Genomic DNA, 25092 nt, shown 5'->3' with positions numbered 1-25092 from the left:
AATTTGCGGTGGTTTCTAATCAGGACGGAAAACCAACGATGACATTTGATAATGAATCTGATGCTAATCTTGTTCTCGATTCTATGATTACAAGTATTTTATTACTTGATACTAAACTTAATATTCTGTATGCCAATATTGCTGCTCAGCAATTATTAGCACAAAGTTCAAAAAAATTATTAGAAAGTTATCTTCCTGATTTGTTGGGATACTTTTCTTTGGATATAAATTTAATGCTCAGTACATTAGAGCAAAATCAGGGTTTTACAGATAATGAAGTCAATTTAGTTATTAATAATGAATTACATATTTTAACGTTGACAGCTCAACTATTAGGTAATGGACAGATTTTAATTGAAATGACGCCATTAAATAGCCATAAACGCCTTAGCCAAGAACAATTACAACAAGCGCAACAGAGTGCTGCTCGTGAATTAGTTCGTGGACTAGCTCATGAAATTAAAAATCCTCTAGGAGGGCTTCGAGGCGCCGCTCAATTATTATCACGTGAACTACCTAAAAATGAATTGCAAGATTACACAAAAATTATTATTGAACAAGCAGATAGGTTAAGAAATCTGGTAGATAGGTTATTAGGCCCACAGCAGCGATTACAACAAAAAGAACAAAGTATTCATCAAGCAATAGAACGTATCTATGCTTTGCTGTGTTTGGAAAAACCAATCAATATTGAGATTCTACGTGATTATGACCCAAGCCTACCCGATTTTATTCATGACTCAGAACAAATAGAGCAGGTAATTTTAAATATTGTTCGCAATGCTTTACAGGCTATCGGATCCAATACTGGCACAATTATTATCAGGACAAGAACTGCTTTTCAGATTACTTTACATGGACAGCGCTATCGTTTGTGCGCTCGTATTGATATTGAAGATACTGGACCAGGTGTGCCTGTTCATATACAAGATACTTTGTTTTATCCTATGGTGAGCGGGCATGAAGGAGGTACAGGTATTGGACTTTCGATTGCAAATAATATTGTTGATCAACATCATGGTAAAATTGAATTTAATAGTTGGCCTGGGCATACTCAATTTTCTGTCTATTTGCCAATTAGGCAGTGAGGTAAATGAAAATGAATGTTTGGATTGTTGATGATGATAGCTCTATTCGATGGGTATTAGAAAAAGCATTAACTAATGCTCATTTTAACTGTGTTAGCTTTGAGAGTGGTCAACAAGTTATTGATGCATTAGATACATATGTACAAAAACCAGCTGTACTAATTTCTGATATTAAAATGCCAGGACTTGATGGTTTGACATTGCTTCATCATATTAAAGAGCAAATGCCGAATTTGCCAGTTATTATTATGACTGCTCATTCCGATCTAGATGCAGCAGTAAATGCCTATCAAAAAGGTGCTTATGATTATATTCCTAAACCTTTTGATGTGGATGAAGTTATTCAATTGGTTGAACGTGCGATTTCACAAACCCAAAGTAATAAAACCAATAATAATACAACAAGTAAAGCCTCGACAGGTATTATTGGTGAAGCACCTTCAATGCAGGAAGTTTTTCGTATTATTGGTAGGCTTTCCAAATCATCAATTAGTGTATTAATTAATGGTGAATCAGGAACGGGGAAAGAATTAGTTGCAAAAGCATTACATATCCATAGCCCACGCTCACAATCCCCTTTTATTGCGCTAAATATGGCAGCCATACCTAAAGATCTTATTGAGTCAGAACTTTTTGGACATGAAAAAGGGGCGTTTACTGGAGCGGCTCAAATTAGGCACGGGAGGTTTGAACAAGCGAATGGTGGAACATTATTTCTAGATGAAATTGGTGATATGCCACTTGATGTTCAAACCAGATTATTAAGGGTGCTTGCTGATGGGCAATTTTATCGTATCGGCGGTTATTCACCTGTCAAAGTAGATGTCCGTATTATTGCAGCTACTCATCAAGATTTACAAACTAGGGTTCGTGAGGGTAAATTTAGAGAAGATCTTTTTCATCGTCTAAATGTAATTCGTATCTTATTGCCACCGCTACGCGATCGAATTGAAGATATACCAAAACTATCAGAACATTTTTTACATACAACCGCCAAAGAATTGGGGGCAGAAAGTAAAGTATTCAGTTCGGAAGCTTTAAATGTTTTATGTCGCTTTAATTGGCCAGGTAATGTTCGTCAACTTGAAAATATTTGTCGCTGGGTTACGGTGATGTCTTCGAATAAAGAAGTTTTAGTTCAGGACTTGCCTCCAGAATTGTTGCAATTATCGACAGCTAAAACAGTGGTTACAAATGAAAATACCACATTGCCTACAAGCCACTTTTCTCAACAAGAAGTTGATTGGAAAGTATTGCTGGAACAATGGGCAAAACAAGCTCTAATAGATGGTAAAACAGGAATTTTGACTGAAGCAATAAATGATGTTGAACGAATCTTACTAAGAAGTGCACTTAATTTTACTCGAGGTCACAAACAAGATGCTTCTCATCTGTTAGGCTGGGGGCGAAATACCTTAACTAGAAAACTTAAAGATTTATCGCTTGATCCCACTAAACACCCTTAATCACCAATATTAATTATGCTATCGAATAAATCGATAGCTTTTTAATCCATTCATTTGAGCGCTATTTAATCTGTCTTTTGTCACATATTAAATTTTTAAATATTTAAAGTGCATTGAATAGAGCAAAGTTTTTAGTTACAATCTTAATGTAAATGATAATTATTATAATTATCGTTTTTTGTTTTTTATTTGGTTGATAATTAGGAGTTACAATGTATTCATATATCAAAGTGAAATTTTTAGTTTTGCTTGCTGTTTTGCTTGTTTTGGTTGGATGTGACAATAAAAAAGAACAGCAAACCTCTGCAAATACGCTTACCATTGAACATGCTCAAGGTAAAACCGATGTGCCTGAAAATCCTAAAAAAGTTGTTGTTTTTAATACTGCAACACTTGATATCATGGACGCATTAAATATTCCTGTGACAGCAGTGCCTCAATCAGACGTACATTATCCAACTTTCTTATCTAAATATGGACGCAAAGACTACACTAATGTGGGCACTTTATTTGAACCAAATTATGAAGTTTTAAGTTCAATTCAACCAGATGTTATTGTTGCTGGAGGTCGCGCTACTGATGCTTATAAAAAATTGAATGATATTGCTCCGACGATTTCTTTAGATATTGACCCAAATAATTTTTTAAGTAGTTTAACTCAAAGAACAGAACAATTAGGCTCAATCTTCAATAAACAAAATGAAGCTAAGAAACTTATTGTCGATTTTAATCAAAAAATCGAACAATTGAAAACCAAGACAACTACTGCTGGCACAGCACTAGTGATTATGGTTAATGGCGGTAAAATGTCGGCTTATGGCTCAAAATCTCGTTTTGGTTTTGTGTTTGATGTGCTCGGTTTTCAGCCAGCAACTACTTTCCAAGAAGCTGGTCGTCATGGTAATGCTGTTACCTCTGAATTTATTTTGAGTGTTAATCCGCAGTGGATATTTGTGTTAGATAGAGATAATGCAATTGGTAATAAAGAAGCTCAGTCTGCACAACAAGTACTTGACAACGAATTGATCCGAAAAACTGCTGCATGGCAACAAAACCATATTGTTTATTTAGATTCTTCTTCTATGTATATTGCTGGCGGTATTCAAACCTATAGCCGTTTGATGGATCAAATAGGTGTCGCTTTGCAAAGTGAACCAGCGCATTAATGTAAAGCATGATTAAATCATTTTATTTTATTGCAGGTATGTTCATTTTATTGATCATGACTGCAATAAGTTTATTTATTGGTGCAGGGCATGTGACACTATTTGATTTATGGTCAGATAGCAATATGCGTGAGATTTTTTTTGTAAGCCGTATTCCTCGAACTGTTGCCTTATTGTTAGCAGGTAGCGCCATGAGTGTTGCAGGTTTGATTATGCAATTATTAACACAAAATCGATTTGTTGAACCTTCTTTAGTTGGCACTACTCAATCGGCTAGTCTTGGCTTATTAGTTATGATGGTTTTAGCTCCTGGCGCTAGTGTCATGACTAAAATGGTTGTTGCTAGCCTATTTGCTATGATTGGCACAATGATATTTATGGCGATTTCTCGAAAGATTATTTTAAAGTCAGCAATAATGGTACCTCTTATTGGCATTATGTTAGGTGCAGTTATTAGCGCTATTACTACATTTTTTGCCATGTATTTTGATTTATTACAATCACTTGGTGGTTGGGAATCAGGTGATTTTTCAGCTATTTTAAAAGGCCGTTACGAATTATTATGGTTGGTGGGTGGTTTGACATTACTTGCTTGTTGGTGTGCGGATCAGTTTACTGTAGTTGGCTTGGGGCGTGATTTTTCTATTAATGTAGGGCTTAACTATCGCCGTGTTATGTTAACAGGACTTATTGTTATTGCATTAATTGGTGGTATTGTCGTTGTAGTTGTTGGAGTTTTACCATTTTTAGGATTGATTGTACCAAATATTGTTAGTTTATTATTTGGAGACAATGTTCGTAAAACCATGCCATGGATCTGTTTGTTTGGTAGTGGATTAGTTTTAATTTGCGATATTATTGGGCGCGTAATTCGCTATCCTTTTGAGATCCCCGTGAGTGTTATTCTTGGCGTAGTTGGCGCTATTATTTTTTTAATATTGTTGAGTCGAAAACGTCATGTTAGTTAATCAAAAACGCCATATTTTGTGTCAAAAAAGAGTTCTTTTATTGTTAATTATTGCTCTAGTTTGCATAATATGTTTTATGACTTTCAACCTTAAAGGCAATATTAGCTATATTTTGAAGCATCGAACGTGGGTAATGCTAACTATGATTTTAGTCGCTTTTTCGGCTGCGACATCAACACTGCTTTTTCAAACAGTTACCAACAATCGAATATTAACACCTTCTATTATGGGATTCGAATCACTATTTGTACTTATTCAAACTGTTGTAATCTTTTGTATTGATTCACAAGGTATTCCTTATATTGGTATTATTGGTAAATTTGTATTCGAATCACTTTTATTAATTTTATTCTCTTTATTTTTATATCGAGGTTTGTTTACTAGTCTCAAGAAAAATTTACATTTGGTATTATTAATAGGAATTATTTTAGGTACATTATTCCGTAGTTTTTCTAATCTATTGCAACGCTTGATGACCCCGTCTGAATTCGCTGTGCTTCAAAGTCGTATTTTTGCTACATTTACACGTGCAGAACCTGTGTTGATTATCTTTTCGTTAGTAATAGTAGCTATTGTTGGTCTATTTTTATGGCAAATGCGATTTAAATTTGATGTACTTGCGTTGGGTCGGGATAATGCAATCAATTTGGGTATCGATTATCAAAAAAGTGTCACTATTATATTATTGCTAGTTTCAGTTTTAGTGTCAGTGTCAACGGCATTAGTCGGTCCATTCACTTTTTTGGGGCTTTTAATTACTAATTTAGCTTATAGTATTAGTGGATCAAGCCAACATCGTTTTTTACTGCCTACTGCTTTTTTGTTAGGTGTTATTTTTCTGGTCGGTGGACAAATGTTCTTAGAGCGAGTATTAAATATGGTTGGTGCATTATCCATTGTCATTGAATTCATTGGTGGTTCTTTGTTTATCTTCTTATTATTAAAAAAGGTTCCAAAGTGATAAAAATTGATAATGTTAGTAAAAACTATCAAACAGTATCTGTATTAAAAAATGTCAATGCGACGATTTCACAAGGTGGAATTACTGCTATTATTGGTCCAAATGGGGCGGGGAAATCGACGCTATTATCAATTATAAGTCGTCTTCTATTAGCTGATGAAGGACAAGTTAAAATTCAAAATATGGATGTTGTTAATACGCCAAGTGATAAACTTGCCACTTATTTATCAGTATTGAGACAAGAAAACCGTTTTACCAGTAGATTGTCTGTTTTTGAACTAGTTGGATTTGGGCGTTATCCTTATACCAAAGGGCGTTTAAATGCTGATGATTATAACCATATTTATCGAGCGCTCGATTTTTTAGATCTTACTGAATATAAAGACCGCTTTTTAGATGAATTATCTGGTGGTCAACGGCAACGAGCTTATGTTGCTATGGTGTTATGTCAAGATACTGAATATGTATTACTTGATGAACCACTCAATAATCTTGATATGAAACATGCTGTTGCCATGATGAAACAATTGCGCCGCGCAGCCGATGAGTTGGGTAAAACCATTGTGATTGTTATTCATGATATCAACTTTGCGTCTGTATACTCAGACTATATTTTAGCCATGAAAAATGGTGAGCTGATATACCAAGGTACGCCACAAAAGATCATGAATGAGGCTATTTTGGAAGAAATATTTGATACACCTGTCAAAATCGAAAAAATTAATGATCAAAATATTGCTATTTACTATTAACAAATACAATGGAAATTAATTAATCTTAATAGTAAAAAGTTACAATTGTTTAATTAAGTAAATAAAAATTATTGTTTACTATTTATTTCTAACCATGTTAAATAATTGGCAATATTTTTGTTGAGATAATTATAATGAAATTACAGGAAATAGCACTTTTAGCAGGTGTATCAAGGACGACGGCCAGTTATGTGATCAATGGAAAAGCCAAAAAGTACCGCGTTAGTGATAAAACAGTCGAAAAAGTTATGTCGGTGGTGAAAAAACATAATTACCAACCCAATGCGGTAGCAGCGGGGCTTAGAGCAGGTAAAACCCGGACTATAGGCATTATTATTCCTGATTTAGAAAACAACAGTTACACTCGCATAGCTAATTATTTAGAACAAATGGTAAGAAAGGAAGGATATCAATTACTAATTGCATGTTCTGAAGATAATCCACAAGTCGAAAGAGAGTGTGTCAAACACCTTCAGCAGCGTCGCGTAGATGCCTTAATTGTTTCTTCTTCGTTTGTTTCTGCTCAAGATTATTTTTTTTATGATGACTGGCAAAATGAAAAGATTCCATTATTTGCACTTGATCGAATATTATCCATCTCTAAATTTAGAAATATTGTAGGTGCAGATAAACAAGATTCTAAATCACTTGCTCAAGCATTTAATAACTTTGTACAAGATTCTGTGGTTTATATAGGAGCCCTACCAAACTTATCTGTTAGTCAACTTCGTTTAGATGGTTTTAAAAATATCAAACTTGATAATTGTAATAAAGTTGATTTTTTATATGCAAATAACTATAGTCGTCAAGATGCTGATTTAGCCTTTAGTCAATGGCTAGAAAGTCATGAAATGCCTAATGGCATATTTACTACTTCTTTTTCGTTATTACAAGGAAGTATTGATGCAATTTTAAGAAAATTTGGGCACTTACCCGAGAGTTTAACTATTGCTACCTTTGGAGATAATGAATTGTTAGATTTTTTGCCATGTAAAGTCATATCACTTTCACAAGATCATAAAGAAGTTGCCGATGTAACAATAAAACTGTTTTTAAACTATCAGCATAACAATAATTATCAATCGGGCACTACAATAATTCCAAGACGATTGATCTATCGAGGTAGCTTAAGCCGTTAACGCATTGATAGACATGAAAATATATTAATTCTAAAACAGTTTAAATTAAAAAATAAGATCCAGATCACAAATTACTTATTAATAGACATAATTTATTTGATAATTAATGTTTATTTATTCATTATTGCTGAAACGATTCAATTGATTAAAAGATTTGTATTTTCTAAGTCATTTTAGTCGCCCCAATATTATTAACCCAGAGGTATTTATTATATGTTTCATTTAGTTAAAGAAAACATTCATTTAAATGAACAAGCTACCAATAAAACTGAAGCGATAAAAAAAATTGCTTCGGCATTAACCAATGCAGGATTTGTTGAAGATGGTTATGTCGATGGAATGTTAGAACGAGAAGCACAAGCAGCCACATATCTGGGTATAGGTCTTGCTATTCCCCATGGAACTACTAAAACTCGCCATTTAGTCAAAAAAACAGGGGTACAAGTATTTTGTTTTCCTAATGGTGTCCAATGGGGGGATGATGGCGAAAAGGCCTATCTTGCAATTGGTATTGCAGCAAGCTCTGATGAGCATTTAGAATTACTCCGTCAACTAACTCACGTACTTGGAGCTGAAGGGGTAGAGGAGCGAATTAAAAAAATTCAGTCTGCCGACGAAGTAATTGCTATTTTAACTGGTAAAACAAGTTCTGAAGATAGCCAATTTTCTATAAATGAATCTGCATTATTATTGGATATTCCTGCTGATAGTTTAGCAACTTTACAAGCATTAAATGCATCACGTTTAAAACAGCAAAATGCTGTAAATTCAAGCTTTATTGCCGATGTGTTGGACAATAAACCTACATATTTAGGTGATGGAGTTTGGTTAAATGATAGCAAACAAGGTAATTTAAAAAATGCTATGGCGATTAGTCGCACTATCAGTAATATTAATGAAGATGGTAAGCCTGTTAAGTTACTCATCACTATATCAGCTGTTGATGATTCTATTTATGATATTGTAAATAATATTGCAACTTTAGTTTTTAACCAAAAATTACAATTACTATTATCAGCCAATACTGATGATCTCAGCAGCCTTCTTTTATCTGGTTCTGCGACAATAGAATCTAATAAATCAGAAATACAATCGATATCTTCAAATGAGTCGACTGTGGCTGAATCGAATAATGAATCATTAAGTCGTGAATTTATTATTCCAAACGAAAATGGCTTACATACACGCCCATCATCAGTACTAGTAAAATTAGTTAAAGAGTTTAATTGTAAGGTTACTGTCGCTAATTTAGATGGTAAAGGTGAGCCAGTAAGTGCAACGAGTTTAATGAAAATTGTTGCACTAGGCGCTAAAAAAGGTAGTCGATTACGATTTACTGCAGTAGGTGAAGATGCTACTCAAGCGCTTGATGCAATTGGTAAAGCAATTGGGGATGGTTTAGGTGAGGGGACTGAATAATGACTTATCGTGTCGCAACAATAACTTTAAACCCAGCTTATGATCTTTTGGGTTTTTGTCCCAAAGTTGAGCTTGGTGATGTTAATTTAGTCCAAACCAATGCGTTACTTGCTGCAGGCAAAGGTATCAACGTTGCTAAAGTTTTGTCGGATTTAGATGTCCAATTAACTATTGGTGGTTTTTTAGGTAAAGAAAATCGTGATGGTTTTAACTTATTATTCAAATCATTAAATGTGATTGATAAATTTGAAACAATTGAAGGTCGTACTCGCATTAATGTTAAATTAACCGAGGAAAATAGTGAAGTGACTGACCTTAATTTTTCAGGCTTCACGATTAGCGAGCAAGATTGGCAACATTTTGTTACAAATTCTCTTGAATGGCTAAAAAATATTGATATGGTTGCTATCAGCGGTAGTTTACCAGCTGGAGTATCACTTGATAAATTTACTAAGTGGATGGAACAAGTTAAAGTGATTTGTCCAAAGATCGTATTTGATAGTAGCCGAGATGCATTAGTTGCAGGACTAAAAGCAAAACCATGGTTAATTAAACCCAATGATAAAGAGCTAGAAATGTGGGTAGGTCGCAAATTACCAACATTAGAAGATGTTAAAGCAGCTGCTATGGAGTTAGTAAACGACGGCATTGAAAATGTAGTGATCTCGCTAGGAAGTAAAGGCGCTTTGTGGGTAACTAAAAATGAAGCATGGCTAGCAAAACCACCAAAATGCCATGTAGTTAGTACTGTTGGTGCCGGTGATTCAATGGTCGCCGGGTTGATGTATGGCTTAATGACTAATCGTTCAATTAAAGATACTTTAGTCTTTGCATCAAGTGTTGCAGCTTTATCAGTTGGGCAAGCTGGTGTTGGTATATCTGATTGCCAAGCTGTAAATAATATGCTAGAAAAAATTGAAATAATTTCTGAATAGGAGTATTCATGAATATATATATTATTGAAGGTAGTAATACAGGCCCAGTAAATGGACGTTTGGCTAAAGCGGAATTAGCTTTAGCCGCAAACGAATTAAATCTAAATCTGGTTGATAATGCAACATCGGCTGATGTTATAGTTGCAGTAGGCTCTGGAACTATCAGTGATAAAGCAGTTGTTGGTAAAAAGGTTTATGCCGTTGATGATTTAAATCAAATTTTTGCTAACCCAAAACAGATTTTAACAGATGCGCAAAGTAAAGCGAGTGTTTATCAACAAACAGCCGAAGCTATGTCTTCACAAAGCAATAATACCAGTGTAAAACGTATTGTTGCGGTAACTGCATGTCCAACAGGTGTTGCTCACACCTTTATGGCAGCAGAAGCGATTGAAGAGGAAGCCAAAAAACGTGGATGGTGGTGTAAGGTTGAAACACGTGGCTCAGTTGGTGTCGGTAATGAATTAACACCAGAAGAAGTGGCTTCAGCCGATGTTGTAATTGCAGCTTGTGATATTGATGTTGATTTGAGCAAATTTGCAGGTAAAAAACTTTATCGCACCAAAACAAGTCCAGCTCTGAAAAAAACAGCACAAGAATTTGATAAAGCATTTGAAGAAGCAACCGTGTATCAACCAAGTGTTAATGCTTCGGTAGCTAAATCTAATAAACAGAAAAAAGGATTTTATCAACACCTTTTAACGGGTATTTCGTACATGTTACCAATGGTTGTAGCTGGCGGTTTGATTATTGCTCTATCTCTTGCATTAGGTGAGTTTCAAGACGTATTAAAAACGGTGAAAGTCTTAGAAAATGGCGTAGAAGTAGTAAAAGAAGTATTAGTAAACGAACTTGTTGGAGAGCCGCACTTAAATCTGATTGGCGAGAAGGCTTTCTCTCTCATGGTACCGTTGTTAGCAGGATATATTGCCTATTCGATTGCCGATAGACCAGGTTTAGTTCCAGGGCTTGTTGGTGGCTTACTTGCGGTATCGACTAACGCAGGTTTCTTAGGCGGGATTTTTATTGGTTATTTTGCTGGTTATTTAGCAATGTGTATTTCCAAATATTTACCATTACCAAAAACGCTTGAGGGGTTAAAACCGATCCTAATTGTACCACTATTTGCGACATTAATAACCGGTTTAGTGATGCTGTTTATTTTTGGTGCACCTATCGCATGGTTAATGTCTTCCTTGGATTCATGGCTAAATTCGTTGAATTCAAATCCAAATACTGCTGTGATTTTGGGGGTAATTCTAGGGGGGATGATGTGTACTGATATGGGGGGACCTATCAATAAAGCAGCGTATTTATTCGGAACCACATTAATTTCATTACATCAATATATGCCAATGGCAGCGGTTATGGCTGGTGGTATGGTTCCACCGTTAGCTATGGGCTTAGCAACACTTATTGCACGCAAAAAATTTGCTAAACCTGAACAAGAAAGCGGTAAAGCTTCATTGGTATTAGGCTTATGCTTTATTTCGGAAGGCGCAATTCCATTTGCTGCGCGCGACCCATTACGTGTTATCCCATGTTGTATTGTTGGTGGTGCTATTACTGGTGGTATGGCGTTAGCCTTCGGTTCAACATTAATGACGCCGCATGGTGGTTTATTTGCTTTAGCAATTCCGGGCGTTGTTAAACCAGTAGTTGGCTACTTATTATCTATTGTTGTTGGTACCGTTGTTGCTGGTGTTGCTTATGCATTAATTAAACAACCAGAATCGGAAGCTACAGCTGTCGCTTAATGTTTGTTAATAATATAAGAAAAAGCGCCATCAAGTGATGGCGCTTTTTATATAGTATGGCATTTAAGCTATTTTTTTACCCAGCGCTGTAAATCTTTAGGGATAAAATGATCCATTTGTTGTAGTATAGTTCGATGATCTTCCGAAACAATTAATGTTTTATAAAAACTATCTCGAACAAAACCTTCATTCACTGCATGTTGCAAAAAATTAAGCATTGGTTGCCAAAATTCTAACACATTAAATAATGCAACGGGCTTTTCATGATAACCTATTTGCATTGCTGTCCAAACTTCAAAAAATTCTTCTAAAGTTCCAGTTCCTCCTGGCATTGCAATAAAACCATCAGCTAATTCCGAAAGTCTTGCTTTGCGTTGATGCATATTATCCACTACTTCTAAACGAGTGATACCGTGGTGTGCTGTTTCGGCTTTGACTAAACGTTCAGGAATAATACCAATCACCTCACCGCCGTGCGCAAGTACTGTATTAGCAATAATCCCCATTAAACCTTTATTACCACCACCATAAATTAGCCGTCGATTTTGTTCTGCTAAAGTTTTGCCTAATTGTTCTGCTTGTGTACGATATTCTAATTGGCTTCCTTCGTTTGCTCCGCAAAAAATACAAATATTTTTTTTCATAAATGCTATTTTACCTGTTAATAATATATTTAATTATCTTAGCATATCTGCAGATTAATTTGATTACAAGCTGAGCAGTTAATTCTATTTGCTGTTTTAGAGATTGACATTAGCGTTATATATAGTTAATATTCATCCCGTTAAGTGTTCCTCCATAGTTCAGTCGGTAGAACGGCGGACTGTTAATCCGTATGTCACAGGTTCAAGTCCTGTTGGAGGAGCCAATTCCCGAATTTATAAAACCTGCTTATGGCAGGTTTTTTTATATGCAACCCCTTCTGATTATTCGTTTCGTTATTACAGCAAATAGACCTAAATCCGAGTTTATTGGGTATGTATTTAGTATTCTTGTCAAATGGATTGATTGCTAAAAGGGATTTAAATGGTCACAGTTGGGTTGAATGTTATTACCGTAGTATTTTAAATCTCAAAATCTAAATAAAACTAACACAGATCATATACTGTGTCTGGATGCACCGATATTTAAGCTAGGTTAGCATGTTAAACAAAGATTTTTGTTGAGTTTGTGTTTTGTTAGTAATAAATTCCAAATGTTGTGTCAAAACCGAACGTGCGCGAAGGGGAGTTGAAGACTACATTTTGTAGCCAAAGCACAGATGACATCAAATAGGCTAGTATCATGAGTGTATTAGTAATGTTACACAAATCTCTCTTAACTAGGTTTCTTATTAATATTATTTGTTCCATAAAATGTTAGGCGTAAAGATATCACTCAATATTTCAATAAGAAAATTCTTTAAAAACCTCAAATGCAACCGTTTTTTACTTTTTTACAAAAGATATAAAAAAAGTACTAGCTAAAATCTCTGCAAGCGGCTATAATTTCACCGCTTTAGATAAAAAGCTTATTTAATAAGCAAACAAACAGAAAAACGCGAAATAAAACAGAAAAATAATTGACAGGTGAAGAAAAATGCATTATCATTGTAGGCACCAGGCACCAGGCACCAGCACTGGCAAACCTATGTCTTAAATCTTTTTAAACACTTTAATCTTCAAAAAAACTTACAAATCTTAATTTTATCGAGAAAATCTGCGAACAATTTCGCACTTGTGTTTCGATTAAAATTTATATCAAAATTCCTAATTTCTTTGTTGCTGACACCGTTTTTATTATTGTCTTATCCACTGAAATTACAGGCATTAACAACTTATACAACCAATATCATTCATGGTAGTGCACCATATTTAACATTTGATAATGGTCAAACTAAAGCTACAACAACGGATATGTTATTGGCTATCACGTTGCCCGATGGGACAAGAGTCATGCCGTCAACTAATATATCAAGTTCAACAAATCCAATAAAAATTATAAATGGAAGTTCTTTTAGTAGTGTAGGGATGTTGATTCCACCGTCAACCAACTCAATAGGATTAGATGATCTCATTCGGGATCCTTATAATTATTGGGGAGATGATGATGGTGATGGTCAAGGTACCAATGGTGTTAGTGCATCAGGAACTTTATCAGTGGTGTTTACCGATAAAAATAATCATTCTATAAATCGAAATGATGTTTTAGATATTTGTAATGCTCCTTATAAGATAACGTTAAGTACTACCGATGGTCATTTAACTACACGGTACGGTGTTCCAAGTAGCACTACTTTTAATGGTGCATCAGCGACGTATTTCATCAGTCCCGATTCATCTACCAGTTGTTACTTTGTAGGATACGCAAGACCGAATTTAAAACATGGAGAAAATAATGTTAAGATTGAGGGGAATAATTACAATTTTGCTGGCCCAAGTGAGATCTGGAACTCAGCTAAAGGTTTTCTAGTTCAATCAAACAATCCATCATCTTATGGTCTTAATTTCCCAACTACTGGTGCTGATGGCTTATATTTTGATTTAGACATAGAAGGAGTAGATGTAAGTCAACTGACTTGGTCACCTATTACGTTGGGTGGAATAACTGCAACAGTGACGAGAACAATGCCGAACGCAAATCCATCATATGATGGCTGGATTTCAGATAAATCACAATACGTAACACGAGTAACCTTAACAGGCCCTAGAGCAAGTGATAGTCAAATAAAAGCCAGAAACCCTAGTCCACTTGGCTTGCCAACTTTACCTCAGACATTTGAGTTAGTGGGTAGGAATAGTAGTGGTAATGTAGTCGTCAAATACGGTTTTGAGTTGAAGCAGTGGTTTGTTAACCGAGGGGATAAAACTTCAGGTACTGGTAGTCATAGAACTTGGTGTGATAGCTTAGGTTGGCGTCTTGTGGAGGTAAGCGATTTAACTAATGCAGTGCGCAAAAGCTCTCCTTCTATTTCTGGAGCGACACCATCGTCAGATGGTAATAATTACCAGCGTCGAATTGGAGCAGGTTTTTTCACTGAATGGGGATATATGAATGATTATGCCAATGCAGACTTCCGTTTCGACTACTATGTGACGGATACTACTAGAGGTAGCGGCCAGTTTAATGTCGGAGCTGGTCGCGGTTACGTGCACAGCGTTAGCCCTGGTGGCTCCGCCAGAGGAGGGCTTTGTGTCACTCCTTAGTTCTTACGCTCTGAGACGAGGGAAATTATGTAATTTTAGTTAGACAATTTATCAAAGAACAGAGCCCCGTTCAGAAGGGCTCACTACTGGGTTCCGCTTTTGCTATTAAACAGCAAAAGCGGTTTTTACAAAATTAGAACTTACTGCAACAAAAACTAATCTGTAGTCATTTAATTTTGATTGAAAATATCTATGAATCTTCAATAATGTTAATACTCTATATGAGATACTTTTGATAAAACTGTCAGGGGGCACTAAAGATAAAATTGCTAGAAACTCAACCAAAATTATAAAAACAACAAAATTCCCATTATTAGCTAAAATAAAATCGAAGCTTTGTGATATTAAATTTTTGCTTTAGCATTGTGTTATTCTAGGTGTGGGGAAACAGCGTACATTTGTTTTATGAACTAAATATAATAGCTCTAAAATTATACAAAAAACTAAGTTAAATTAAACAAACTAGACTAACAAACAAGCCAAATTGTAATAACTAAATTATATTTGTTTATCTAAGTTTTTAAGCATTTCGATGATCGGTCGATTGGCGTCAGGGAATTCGTCGGCATTCAGATCTTCTTGGTCAACCCAACGACTTGGTTGGCCTTCTTTAGCAAAAGGGACTCCATCCCACTCTTCAACTAAATACGCATGAATTGTGATATCGCGATCATCATAATTGTGGTTAAAGGTATCTAAAAATTGGGCTTGGTGGATATAGATGTCAACTTCTTCAGCAATTTCGCGTTGTAATGTTTGATATGGCGTTTCTCCGGTCTCGATTTTTCCACCAGGAAACTCCCAAAAACCAGCAAGATGAGAGTCTTCTCCGCGTTGGGTGATAAATATTTGACAATTTTGTGAACGAATAATACCTACAGCAATTTCAATATGTTTATTCATAATTTTATTTGCCTATGAGTAAAATTAGGGAAAGTTGTAACTTTCCCTTTCAACCTATTGTCGATCCTAATCGACGATTTTAGTATCAACTTTGCTTGATGATACTAAATTTTTTCTTTACTGAACAGCACCATGGCAATGTTTATATTTTTTACCTGAACCACAAGGGCATGGATCATTACGACCAACTTTGGCTTGAGTTCGTACTATTGGTTGCGAAGAAGCGCCTGCTGATAGTTCTTCACTTTCGCCATTTATACTCGCTACCGAATCATGGTTAGCTTGTTGTTTGGCCATTAGTTTTTCCATTTCTGCTAGGCGTTGGCGTTCAGCTTCGTCAACTTCTTCTTGTGAGCGAATTTGTACGCGACTCAAAATACCAATAACATCATATTTTAATGATTCTAGCATGTTAGCAAACATATTAAACGATTCACGTTTATATTCCTGTTTTGGATCTTTTTGTGCATAGCCGCGCAAATGAATACCTTGGCGTAAATAATCCATAGCTGCTAAATGTTCTTTCCAAAGCGTATCAAGTGTTTGTAACATAACACTTTTCTCGAAATGTCTAAATGCTTCAGCTCCAGCCATGTTTTCTTTTTCTAAATATTTATCTTGAGCAATTTGTAAGATTCGTTCACGCAATGTCTCTTCGTGCAGATTTTGCTCTTCATCTAGCCATTTTGCGACCGGTAAATCCAAGTCAAAGTCTGTTTTTAGCGCAGTTTCAAGACCTGGTATATTCCATATATCTTCAATTGATTGTGGTGGAATGTATTGGTCAATTAGAGTGTTAAATACATCACCTCGAATTGAATCAATGGTATCTTTTATATCGGTATTATCAAGTAAGCCGTTTCGTTCTCGGTAAATTACTTTACGTTGATCGTTGGCGACATCATCATATTCAAGAAGTTGTTTACGAATATCAAAGTTGCGACTTTCAACTTTCTTTTGGGCATTGGCAATGGCTTTTGTAACCCATGGGTGTTCAATGGCTTCACCTTCTTTCATACCCAATTTACGCATCATATTACCCACACGATCAGAGGCAAAGATTCTCATCAATGGATCTTCAAGTGATAGATAAAAGCGTGAAGCTCCAGGATCACCTTGACGTCCTGCACGACCTCGTAATTGGTTGTCGATACGGCGTGACTCGTGACGCTCAGTACCTAAAATATAAAGTCCACCTAACTCAATCACTTCTTCGTGTTTTATTTGCCAAGCCTGTTTCGCTTTTTCGATATCTTCTTGTGTTGGGTTTTCAATTTTTGCTATATCACTTTGCCAGTTACCACCAAGCATAATATCAGTACCACGACCAGCCATGTTGGTTGCAATAGTAACTGCACCTTTACTCCCTGCATTAGCAATGATTTCTGCTTCTTGAGCATGGAATTTAGCATTTAGGACATTATGTTTGATACCTGCTTTTTTAAATGCTTGTGAAACTAATTCTGATTTTTCGATTGATGCTGTTCCGACTAAAACAGGTTGACCGCGTTTTACGCATTCCTGTACATCAGATACAATCGCGTTTATCTTTTCTTTTTCGGTCATATAGACAAGATCGGATTGATCTTTTCGTTGCATCGGACGATTAGTTGGAATAACAATCGTATCTAAACCATAAATTTGGTTAAACTCAAATGCTTCAGTGTCAGCAGTACCTGTCATACCCGCTAGCTTTTCATATAAACGGAAATAGTTTTGGAAAGTAATTGAAGCCAGTGTTTGGTTCTCATTTTGGATTTTAACGTGCTCTTTTGCTTCAACAGCTTGATGTAAACCATCAGACCAACGTCGACCATCCATTGTTCGTCCAGTATGTTCGTCAACGATGATAATTTCGTTATCTCTAACAATATAATCAACATCGCGATGGAAAAGATGGTGAGCGCGTAGGGCTGCATTAACGTGATGCATTAATATAATATTGCTTGGCGCATAAAGGGATTCATCACCTTTCATGATGCCTTGTTTAATCAATAATTCTTCAACTTTAACTAAGCCTCGTTCTGTTAAGTTAACTTGGCGTGATTTTTCATCAATTGAGAAGTCTCCATCACCTTGGAACTGGTCAGAGTCTTCTTTTTCTTGACGAGTTAAGTAAGGAATGATCTTATCAACGCTAATATACCTGTCGGAACTATCTTCAGCTTGACCTGAAATAATCAGAGGTGTTCTTGCTTCATCAATTAAAATTGAGTCAACTTCATCGACTAAGGCGTAATGTAATGGACGTTGTACTCGAGCATCTTTGGTAAATACCATATTATCGCGTAGGTAGTCGAAACCATATTCATTATTGGTACCATAGGTGATATCTGCGTTGTAAGCCTCACGTTTTATGTGTGCGGGCATATTGGGCAGGTTAATCCCTACAGTTAAGCCCAAAAATTCGAATAAAGGACGATTATTTTCAGCGTCTCGCTGCGCTAAGTAATCATTAACCGTAACAACGTGTACACCTTTACCTGTTAGTGCATTTAAGTAGGCAGGTAATGTCGCTGTTAAAGTTTTACCTTCACCAGTACGCATTTCAGCAATACAACGTTCATTTAATACCATACCACCGATTAACTGCACATCAAAATGACGCATGCCAAATACACGTTTACTCGCTTCCCGTACCACTGCGAAAGCTTCTTCCAAAATATCATCTAATTGGGTTCCAGAGGCAATCCTGTCTTTAAATTCTGTAGTTTTTGCTTTTAGTTCATCATTAGTTAATGCTTCCATGTCTGGTTCAAGTGCATTAATTTTTTCAACTCGTTTACGCATACTTTTTAATACGCGCTCATTGCGGCTACCAAATACTTTTGTCAATAATTTTAATAACATAACTTTTCTCTTGTTTTTTCTATACGGATCTAGGGCATTAGCCTTATATAAAAATTAATTTTATTTGCGTGATAATCTCATTAAGCGGTAGCTATAGGTCCGGCTCGTATGCCGTTATAGGGGGATAGTCGGATAACTTTACTTGGTGAAAGCTCAATATAATTGGGTCTGATAAAAAGCGCTACAATACATTGCTTTTGTAACTGCGGTAGCGTTTGGGATTTTTTTCGATCTATTTCTTGGTGATCTTGTACAATAGATGCAATTGCAATAATTTCAATTTGCGAAACCGAAGATTCTGTTGGAAGTGCATCGTGTTGACATAAACTGAACACAGTAGCGATCACACCTAATAATAAGTGCGGGAAAGCGATTTTAATAGGTAAGCGTTTGCTGAGCTTTTGCCAATAATTAATCATTGTCATAATAGCGATATGTTAGCATTTTTTGCCAAAATGAAAAACAATTATTAGTATTTGTTAAAAACAATATAAACTATTTACAAGAACTCATTTTGCAAGTATCCATTATTCAAAATAGGGTGAGATGATTTAGTAATAGTCAATCTTGGATTATGGTAACTTATTAATGCAATAATTTTATTTAGTTATAGAAAATAATTTTTATAATAATAAGCTGTTCTGCTATTATATTTATATAACTTAAATTGACAAATCATAAAGATATGAAAATTCTCTTTGGTGTTCAAGGAACAGGAAATGGCCACGTCAGTCGTTGTAGAACTTTAGCTAAAGCATTAAAAAAAGCTGGAGCTGATGTTGATTATATTTTTAGTGGACGTGATCCTAAAGACTATTTTGATATGCAAGTTTTTGGTGATTATAAGACTTATCGAGGTGTCACCTTTGCAACACTAAATGGTAAAATTAATTTTCGTAAAACCATACAACGAATTCGTGCATTTCGACTTATTAAAGATGTGCGTGAACTCGATTTATCAAAGTATGATTGTATTATTAGCGATTTTGAGCCAGTTAGCGCTTGGGCCGCACATCATCAGCAACGTGACTGTTTAGGTATAAGCAATCAGGCTGTATGCCAATATCTTAAACCTAAAGAATATGGGCTAGTTGCCAATGTAATTATGAAATATTATGCGCCAGTTACTAAGCCTGTTGGTTTGCATTGGTTTCATTTTGGGCATAAGTTATTGCCACCGATGATTGATTCATTTAATGCCACACCAATAGAAGATGGTAGCATTGTGGTTTATTTGCCGTTTGAAGGTATAGATGAGATCATTGGTATGTTAAAACAATTTCAAGATCATCAATTCATCTGTTTTCACCCGGATATAAAGCAAGAATCACAACAAAGTAATATTATTTTTCAACCTCTTAGTCGTGATAGTTTTACGCAAGCTTTAGTCAATTGCTCTGGCATTATTTCAAATACGGGCTTTGCACTGATTTCTGAAGCATTAACGCTTGGTAAAAAGATTCTTACTAAGCCTGTTGCAGGTCAATTTGAACAAATTTATAATGCTCAATGTTTACGATCTCTTGATATGGCAACGGTTATGGAAAGTTTAAACTGTATCAAACTTAAGTATTGGTTAGATTTACCTTCACCAAAACCAATAATATACCCTGATGTTGCTACAGAATTGTCTAATTGGATCGTTGCTGGACAAAAGGAGTCGTTACTTTCTTTAAGCGAACGACTTTGGAGTCAAACTATCTTTCCTGAGCATGTCAATCAGCGAATAAAGTCTTTAGGGTATGTGTAAAGGAACGAATATGATATTAAGTATTATTGTAGCTATGGCCGATAATCGTGTAATTGGCTTAAATAATCAAATGCCTTGGCATTTACCTGCAGACTTGGCATGGTTTAAAAAAAACACACTTAATAAACCCGTTATTATGGGAAGAAAGACATTTGAGTCTATTGGCCGTCCACTACCAAGTCGTCATAATATTATTATTTCAAAGCAAGCACCAAGTGAATCTAATTCAACTCAAAATGTAAGTTGGGTTCAATCAATTGATGCCGCCATAGTGTTAGCCCAAGAACAGAATGTTGATGAGGCATTTATTATTGGTGGTGGTAATATTTATAAGCAGACTTTACCGTTAGCAAATCGACTTTATTTAACGCATATAGATGCGGAACTACAGGGGGATACCCATTTCCCTGATTATTTACCTGAGCAATGGCAAGTTATTTATCAAGAAGGGCATCAACCGGATGATAAAAATGGCTATTCATATCAGTTTGAAATTTTAGAAAGAAAGCAATAAATATTAAACCTAATTGCCACTAAAAAAGTGGCAATTTAACATGTTAATTAACCTTGAAAACGTTTAGCTTCAATAACATCGGGTAGTTGTTTTATTTTATTGAGCACTCGATTTAACGAATCCTGATCAAAAATTTCCATATCTACGTCGATAGTGGCTAATTGTTGCTTCATATCTGAACGGCTCATTAAACCAAGAACATTAACCTTTTCATTAGCTAAAATGGTAGTAATATCTCGCAATAAACCACTTCGATCGTTGGCAACAATCTTTATCACCATGGTATAACTTGATTGGGTATTGTTGTTCCAAACAGCGTGAGTAATACGTTCAGGCGCATGATTTTTAAGTTCTTGCAATTGCTCACAATCAGCTCGGTGAATTGAAATACCTCGCCCATGAGTTACAAACCCCACAATTAGATCGCCAGGAATAGGGCGGCAACAGTTTGCAATGGTATACATTAAGTTACCCACACCCTCAATAATAATTTCACTGCCTTTTTTATTGTTGAATTTATTAGTATTTTTAGCTTGTATATTTGTTTTTTGGGCAATCTGTTTTAATGCTGCTTCATCTTCCTCTTCAGCAGTTGGTTTATTAAATTGTGCATTGATAAAATTAACTAATTGATTAATCCTTACATCACCACTACCAATACCTGCTAATACTTCGTCAAATGAATGAGCGTTATATTTATTAATTAAGATTTTTTCGACACTTTTTATACTAATGTTTAAAGGTTCAAGTTCGCTTTGTAAAATTTGCTCACCTGCGGCGATATTTTTATCGCGATCTTGCTTTTTAAACCAGGCTTGAATTTTAGCTCTGGCACGACTACTATTAACGAATCCTGTATTCGGATTTAGCCAATCTCGACTAGGATTTGGTTGTTTTTGGGTAATGACTTCAACTTGATCGCCCATTTTTAAATTATAAGTAAATGGTACAATTCGCCCGCCTACTTTGGCTCCAATACAGCGGTGACCCACATCGCTATGTATATGATAAGCAAAATCAAGTGGAGTTGATCCCGCTGGCAAGTCAACAACATCACCTTTAGGCGTAAAAACATAAACTCGGTCATCAAAAATTTGGCTACGAACGGCTTCTTGTATTTCACCACTTTCCGACATTTCTTGTTGCCATGTTAATAATTTACGCAACCAAGAAATTCGTTGATCATAAGCTGTCATTTTGTCGGTACTGCCTTCTTTATATTTCCAATGTGCGGCAATACCTAGTTCAGCTTCATTGTGCATTTGTTCAGTACGAATTTGAATTTCGATTGCTTTATTTTGTGGACCATAAACAACAGTATGAATCGATTGATAACCATTTGGTTTTGGATTTGCTACATAATCATCAAATTCTTTTGCGATATGTTTATAATGGCTGTGGACAATACCTAATGCATTATAACAATCTTCAATACGATCGCAGATAATGCGCACAGCACGAATATCATATAAATCTTCGAATTGAAGGTGTTTACGCTCCATTTTTCGCCATATACTATAAATATGTTTAGGACGACCGTATACCTCAGCTCGAATATGATCTTGATTCATCAAATCTTGTAAATGGCTTACAAATTGTTTGATGTACAGTTCACGATCCAATCGCTTTTCTTGCAATTTTTTTGCTATTAATCGATATTCATCTGGATGTAAATAGCGGAAGCAGAAATCTTCTAGCTCCCATTTTAATTGACCTATACCTAAACGGTTGGCTAAAGGCGCATAGATGTTAAAACATTCTTTAGCTGCAAGGACCTGTTCTTCTTGAGGTGCATTGATTAAATTGCGTAAATAGGTAATGCGTTCTGCCAATTTAATCACTACACTTCTGAAGTCATTTACCATCGCTAGTAGCATTCGGCGAATACTATCAATTTGTTCGGAAGTAGCACTGCCGTTACGAATCGCTCGTAATTGGCGAATTTCTTTCATCCTAACAATGCTAGAAATGATATGAGAAATTTCACGATCAAAATCTTCAGGAATATCTTCTCGGCGAATAATTTTGCTATCAACAAAAGGAAGCAATAAAGCCGCACATAAACTATTAATATCCATATTAAGAGTCGATAGAATTTCGACCATTTCTATCGCATTTTGGAAACAGAAAATTTGCTCCGATGCACCTGCGCTGTTTTCAAAACAAAAATCCCAAACTTCTCTAAACTTCTTATAAGATGCGGGATTGGTTAATAACAATTCTTGTTTTACCCATTGTTCTACATCAAATTGAGCAAGAGAATAGTGTTCCTCACTATGTTGGTGTGCTCCTCTAATCGATACCATAACTTATGTCCCTGATTTTATTAACAACAACATTGATTCAATGTGTTTGGTTTGCGGAAACATATCTAAAATAGCAACTTGAGCAATTTGATATCCTGCATCGATAAGTTCTTTGCTATCTCGTGCTAGTGTAGCAGGATTACACGATATATAAACAATTTTTGAAGGGGCTAATTTTGCGATTTCAATTGTTGCATTAAATGCACCAGCTCTTGCTGGATCTAATAATACTTTATTATATTGTGATTGACTCCATATCGAAAATTGTTGAGTATCGTCTAAGTTGCTAGTTAAAAAATTGGTTTCCGCACAAATCTCAGTATTATTTAATATAGTGTTAAATTTTGCTTTTTCAACTAGAGCATCAACACCTTCAACTCCCGTTACAGTTTTACTTAATTTTGCTATAGGTAACGAAAAATTACCCATTCCGCAAAACAGATCTAAAACCCGATCTGTTGGTTGTAACGTTAGCCAGTTAAGCGCCTGTTCGATCATCTTTTGATTAATTTTACAATTTACCTGAATAAAATCTAGAGGGCTGAATGTTAATTTTAAATGATTAATTAAATAAAAATGCTCAGTATTACCGGTAATATGTATTAAATCGTTGCCGTGAAAATAAAGTGAAATATTGTTATTTTCGGCGAATTCTTTTAATAGGTTAACATCATGATTGCTTAGAGGCATAGTGTGCCTTAAAACAAGAATAATACCGCTATCGACCGAAATTAGTTCAACGTGCCCCAGTGCTTTTTTCTGTTTTATGTTATTGAGCATGCTTTGTAATGGCGCTAGCAATGAATCTAATTCGTCAACTAATATCGGACAATGTTTGATATTGATTATTTGATTGGATTCTGCTTGGCGAAATCCAATTGCTAATTGGCCTTTAACGATATTAATTGAAAGTCTTGCACGTCGACGATAATGGTAAGGTTGATCGGCAATAATTTGCGGTGAATTTTTAACGATATTTGTTAAAGGTTGTCCTGTTTCTTTTTGTAATAGATTTATCAACGCATTATATTTTGCTTGTTGTTGCATCTGTGGTGCAATATGTTGTAGTTCACAACCTCCACATTGTTGATAATATTCACATAGAGGTTTAACGCGGTATTTGCTTTGATTATGATATCTAATGACTTTAGCTTTAGCGTAATTTTTCTTATTTTCAGTTAACTCAATATCAACGCTTTCATCAGGCAAGGCTGATTTTACAAAAATTGTTTTACCTTTATGATTGGTCACGCCTTGTCCAAAAGCATCTAAAGATGAGATAGTTACTGTCAATTTTTGTGGTGTGAACTTTTTTCTTTGTGGAGTATAAAAATTAACCATAGACGTTTTTATTTATGTTAAGCGCTTTAATAAAGCTGTTTTGACATGCAGTGGTACTAAATTTGTTATATCACCACCATGGTAGGCAACATCTTTCACTATTGTTGATGAAATAAATCCCATTGCAATTGATGGCATTAAAAAGATAGTGTCTAAATCAGATTTTAATGCACGATTCATTTCGGCAAGTTGCCTTTCGTATTCAAAATCGTGTGTTGTACGAACGCCTCGAACGATAACTGTGGCATTATGGGTTTGTGCAAAATTAGCCATTAAATTGTCAAAGGCAATAACTTCGACATTGAGTAAATGTTCAACTGCTGTTGACGCTAAATTTACGCGTTCTTCTAGAGTAAAGAGTGTTTTTTTATTAGGATTTTCGGCAATAGCGACAATTAATCGAGGAAACAGTAACGAAGCTCGTGTAACAAGATCAATATGACCATTAGTGATGGGATCAAAAGTCCCCGGAAAAATAGCAGTTAAACTTTTGCTTTTCATATTTAATATTATCCATTAGGTATGATGACTGTATCATACCTAATTTTACTTAGGATTGTTAGTTTAACCGTGCAAAATTCTTTTGCTCAAA

General features: G+C 35.4%; 20 protein-coding genes and 1 tRNA gene. 14 read left to right on the top strand and 7 right to left on the bottom strand.

Annotated features, from left to right (window positions below):
- The first annotated feature begins 38 nt into the window (after positions 1-38).
- The 10 genes from glnL (at position 39) to A9G31_RS12260 (ending at position 11651) form a co-directional block, all read left to right on the top strand.
- Entirely contained in the window at positions 39-1088 is a 1050-nt protein-coding gene (gene glnL / locus A9G31_RS09730) for a nitrogen regulation protein NR(II) (RefSeq protein WP_065561468.1), read from the top strand.
- A gap of 11 nt (positions 1089-1099) precedes the next feature.
- Positions 1100-2554, top strand: a complete 1455-nt coding sequence (glnG, locus tag A9G31_RS09725; protein WP_442902672.1) for a nitrogen regulation protein NR(I) — start codon at positions 1100-1102, stop codon at positions 2552-2554.
- Between the two features lie 212 nt (positions 2555-2766).
- A complete protein-coding gene (locus A9G31_RS09720; RefSeq protein ID WP_141671441.1) occupies positions 2767-3720 on the top strand; it encodes a siderophore ABC transporter substrate-binding protein in 954 nt (317 codons plus the stop codon).
- Positions 3721-3731: 11 nt separating this feature from the next.
- Positions 3732-4688, top strand: coding sequence for an ABC transporter permease (locus A9G31_RS09715; RefSeq protein WP_065561493.1), 957 nt, complete (start codon positions 3732-3734; stop codon positions 4686-4688).
- The gene (locus A9G31_RS09710; RefSeq protein WP_065561466.1) at positions 4678-5649 is read left to right on the top strand and encodes an iron chelate uptake ABC transporter family permease subunit; all 972 of its coding nucleotides are present in this window, start codon (positions 4678-4680) and stop codon (positions 5647-5649) included. The genes A9G31_RS09715 and A9G31_RS09710 overlap by 11 nt, the downstream gene beginning before the upstream one ends.
- On the top strand, positions 5646-6401 hold the full coding sequence (locus tag A9G31_RS09705; RefSeq protein WP_065561465.1) for an iron ABC transporter ATP-binding protein: 756 nt from the start codon (positions 5646-5648) through the stop codon (positions 6399-6401). The genes A9G31_RS09710 and A9G31_RS09705 overlap by 4 nt, the downstream gene beginning before the upstream one ends.
- 134 nt (positions 6402-6535) lie before the next feature.
- Positions 6536-7540 carry a catabolite repressor/activator gene (gene cra / locus A9G31_RS09700; protein WP_065561464.1) on the top strand — a complete coding sequence of 335 codons (1005 nt, stop codon included), beginning with the start codon at positions 6536-6538 and terminating at the stop codon, positions 7538-7540.
- Between the two features lie 213 nt (positions 7541-7753).
- A complete protein-coding gene (gene fruB, locus A9G31_RS09695) occupies positions 7754-8959 on the top strand; it encodes a fused PTS fructose transporter subunit IIA/HPr protein (RefSeq protein ID WP_065561463.1) in 1206 nt (401 codons plus the stop codon).
- On the top strand, positions 8959-9894 hold the full coding sequence (fruK, locus tag A9G31_RS09690) for a 1-phosphofructokinase (protein ID WP_065561462.1): 936 nt from the start codon (positions 8959-8961) through the stop codon (positions 9892-9894). The genes fruB and fruK overlap by 1 nt, the downstream gene beginning before the upstream one ends.
- Positions 9895-9902: 8 nt before the next feature.
- Positions 9903-11651 carry a fructose-specific PTS transporter subunit EIIC gene (locus tag A9G31_RS12260; protein ID WP_065561461.1) on the top strand — a complete coding sequence of 583 codons (1749 nt, stop codon included), beginning with the start codon at positions 9903-9905 and terminating at the stop codon, positions 11649-11651.
- Positions 11652-11719: 68 nt separating this feature from the next.
- On the opposite strand, the gene A9G31_RS09680 is transcribed toward A9G31_RS12260, so the two are convergent.
- Entirely contained in the window at positions 11720-12295 is a 576-nt protein-coding gene (locus tag A9G31_RS09680) for a TIGR00730 family Rossman fold protein (RefSeq protein ID WP_065561460.1), read from the bottom strand.
- A 148-nt stretch (positions 12296-12443) separates the two neighbouring features.
- On the opposite strand from A9G31_RS09680, the gene A9G31_RS09675 reads away from it, so the two are divergent.
- Positions 12444-12519, top strand: a tRNA-Asn gene (locus A9G31_RS09675).
- A gap of 913 nt (positions 12520-13432) precedes the next feature.
- Entirely contained in the window at positions 13433-14836 is a 1404-nt protein-coding gene (locus tag A9G31_RS09670; RefSeq protein ID WP_141671440.1) for a hypothetical protein, read from the top strand.
- Between the two features lie 498 nt (positions 14837-15334).
- Here the strand turns inward: A9G31_RS09670 and mutT are convergent, their stop codons facing one another.
- From mutT to A9G31_RS09655, 3 genes are all read right to left on the bottom strand, one after another.
- Positions 15335-15739, bottom strand: a complete 405-nt coding sequence (gene mutT, locus A9G31_RS09665) for an 8-oxo-dGTP diphosphatase MutT (protein ID WP_065561458.1) — start codon at positions 15737-15739, stop codon at positions 15335-15337.
- Between the two features lie 117 nt (positions 15740-15856).
- Entirely contained in the window at positions 15857-18589 is a 2733-nt protein-coding gene (gene secA, locus A9G31_RS09660; protein ID WP_065561457.1) for a preprotein translocase subunit SecA, read from the bottom strand.
- An 80-nt stretch (positions 18590-18669) separates the two neighbouring features.
- A complete protein-coding gene (locus tag A9G31_RS09655; RefSeq protein WP_065561456.1) occupies positions 18670-19014 on the bottom strand; it encodes a hypothetical protein in 345 nt (114 codons plus the stop codon).
- A gap of 260 nt (positions 19015-19274) precedes the next feature.
- Here A9G31_RS09655 and A9G31_RS09650 point away from each other — a divergent pair, with 260 nt between their 5' ends.
- Both A9G31_RS09650 and folA read left to right on the top strand, forming a co-directional pair.
- Positions 19275-20339: an MJ1255/VC2487 family glycosyltransferase gene (locus A9G31_RS09650; RefSeq protein WP_065561455.1), complete on the top strand. Its 1065-nt coding sequence runs from the start codon at positions 19275-19277 to the stop codon at positions 20337-20339.
- Between the two features lie 10 nt (positions 20340-20349).
- On the top strand, positions 20350-20853 hold the full coding sequence (gene folA / locus A9G31_RS09645; protein WP_065561454.1) for a type 3 dihydrofolate reductase: 504 nt from the start codon (positions 20350-20352) through the stop codon (positions 20851-20853).
- A 47-nt stretch (positions 20854-20900) separates the two neighbouring features.
- Here the strand turns inward: folA and relA are convergent, their stop codons facing one another.
- From relA to coaD, 3 genes are read right to left on the bottom strand one after another with little or no spacing between them, the layout of a single operon-like run.
- Positions 20901-23159: a GTP diphosphokinase gene (gene relA / locus A9G31_RS09640; RefSeq protein ID WP_065561453.1), complete on the bottom strand. Its 2259-nt coding sequence runs from the start codon at positions 23157-23159 to the stop codon at positions 20901-20903.
- Between the two features lie 3 nt (positions 23160-23162).
- On the bottom strand, positions 23163-24500 hold the full coding sequence (rlmD, locus tag A9G31_RS09635; RefSeq protein WP_065561452.1) for a 23S rRNA (uracil(1939)-C(5))-methyltransferase RlmD: 1338 nt from the start codon (positions 24498-24500) through the stop codon (positions 23163-23165).
- A 12-nt stretch (positions 24501-24512) separates the two neighbouring features.
- The gene (gene coaD, locus A9G31_RS09630; RefSeq protein WP_065561451.1) at positions 24513-25001 is read right to left on the bottom strand and encodes a pantetheine-phosphate adenylyltransferase; all 489 of its coding nucleotides are present in this window, start codon (positions 24999-25001) and stop codon (positions 24513-24515) included.
- Between the last annotated feature and the right edge of the window lie 91 nt (positions 25002-25092).

Origin of the sequence: Gilliamella sp. Gris1-4, from assembly GCF_001690335.1 — a bacterium.
Lineage (GTDB): Bacteria > Pseudomonadota > Gammaproteobacteria > Enterobacterales > Orbaceae > Gilliamella > Gilliamella apicola_P.
This window is presented reverse-complemented; position numbering and strand designations above follow the sequence as displayed.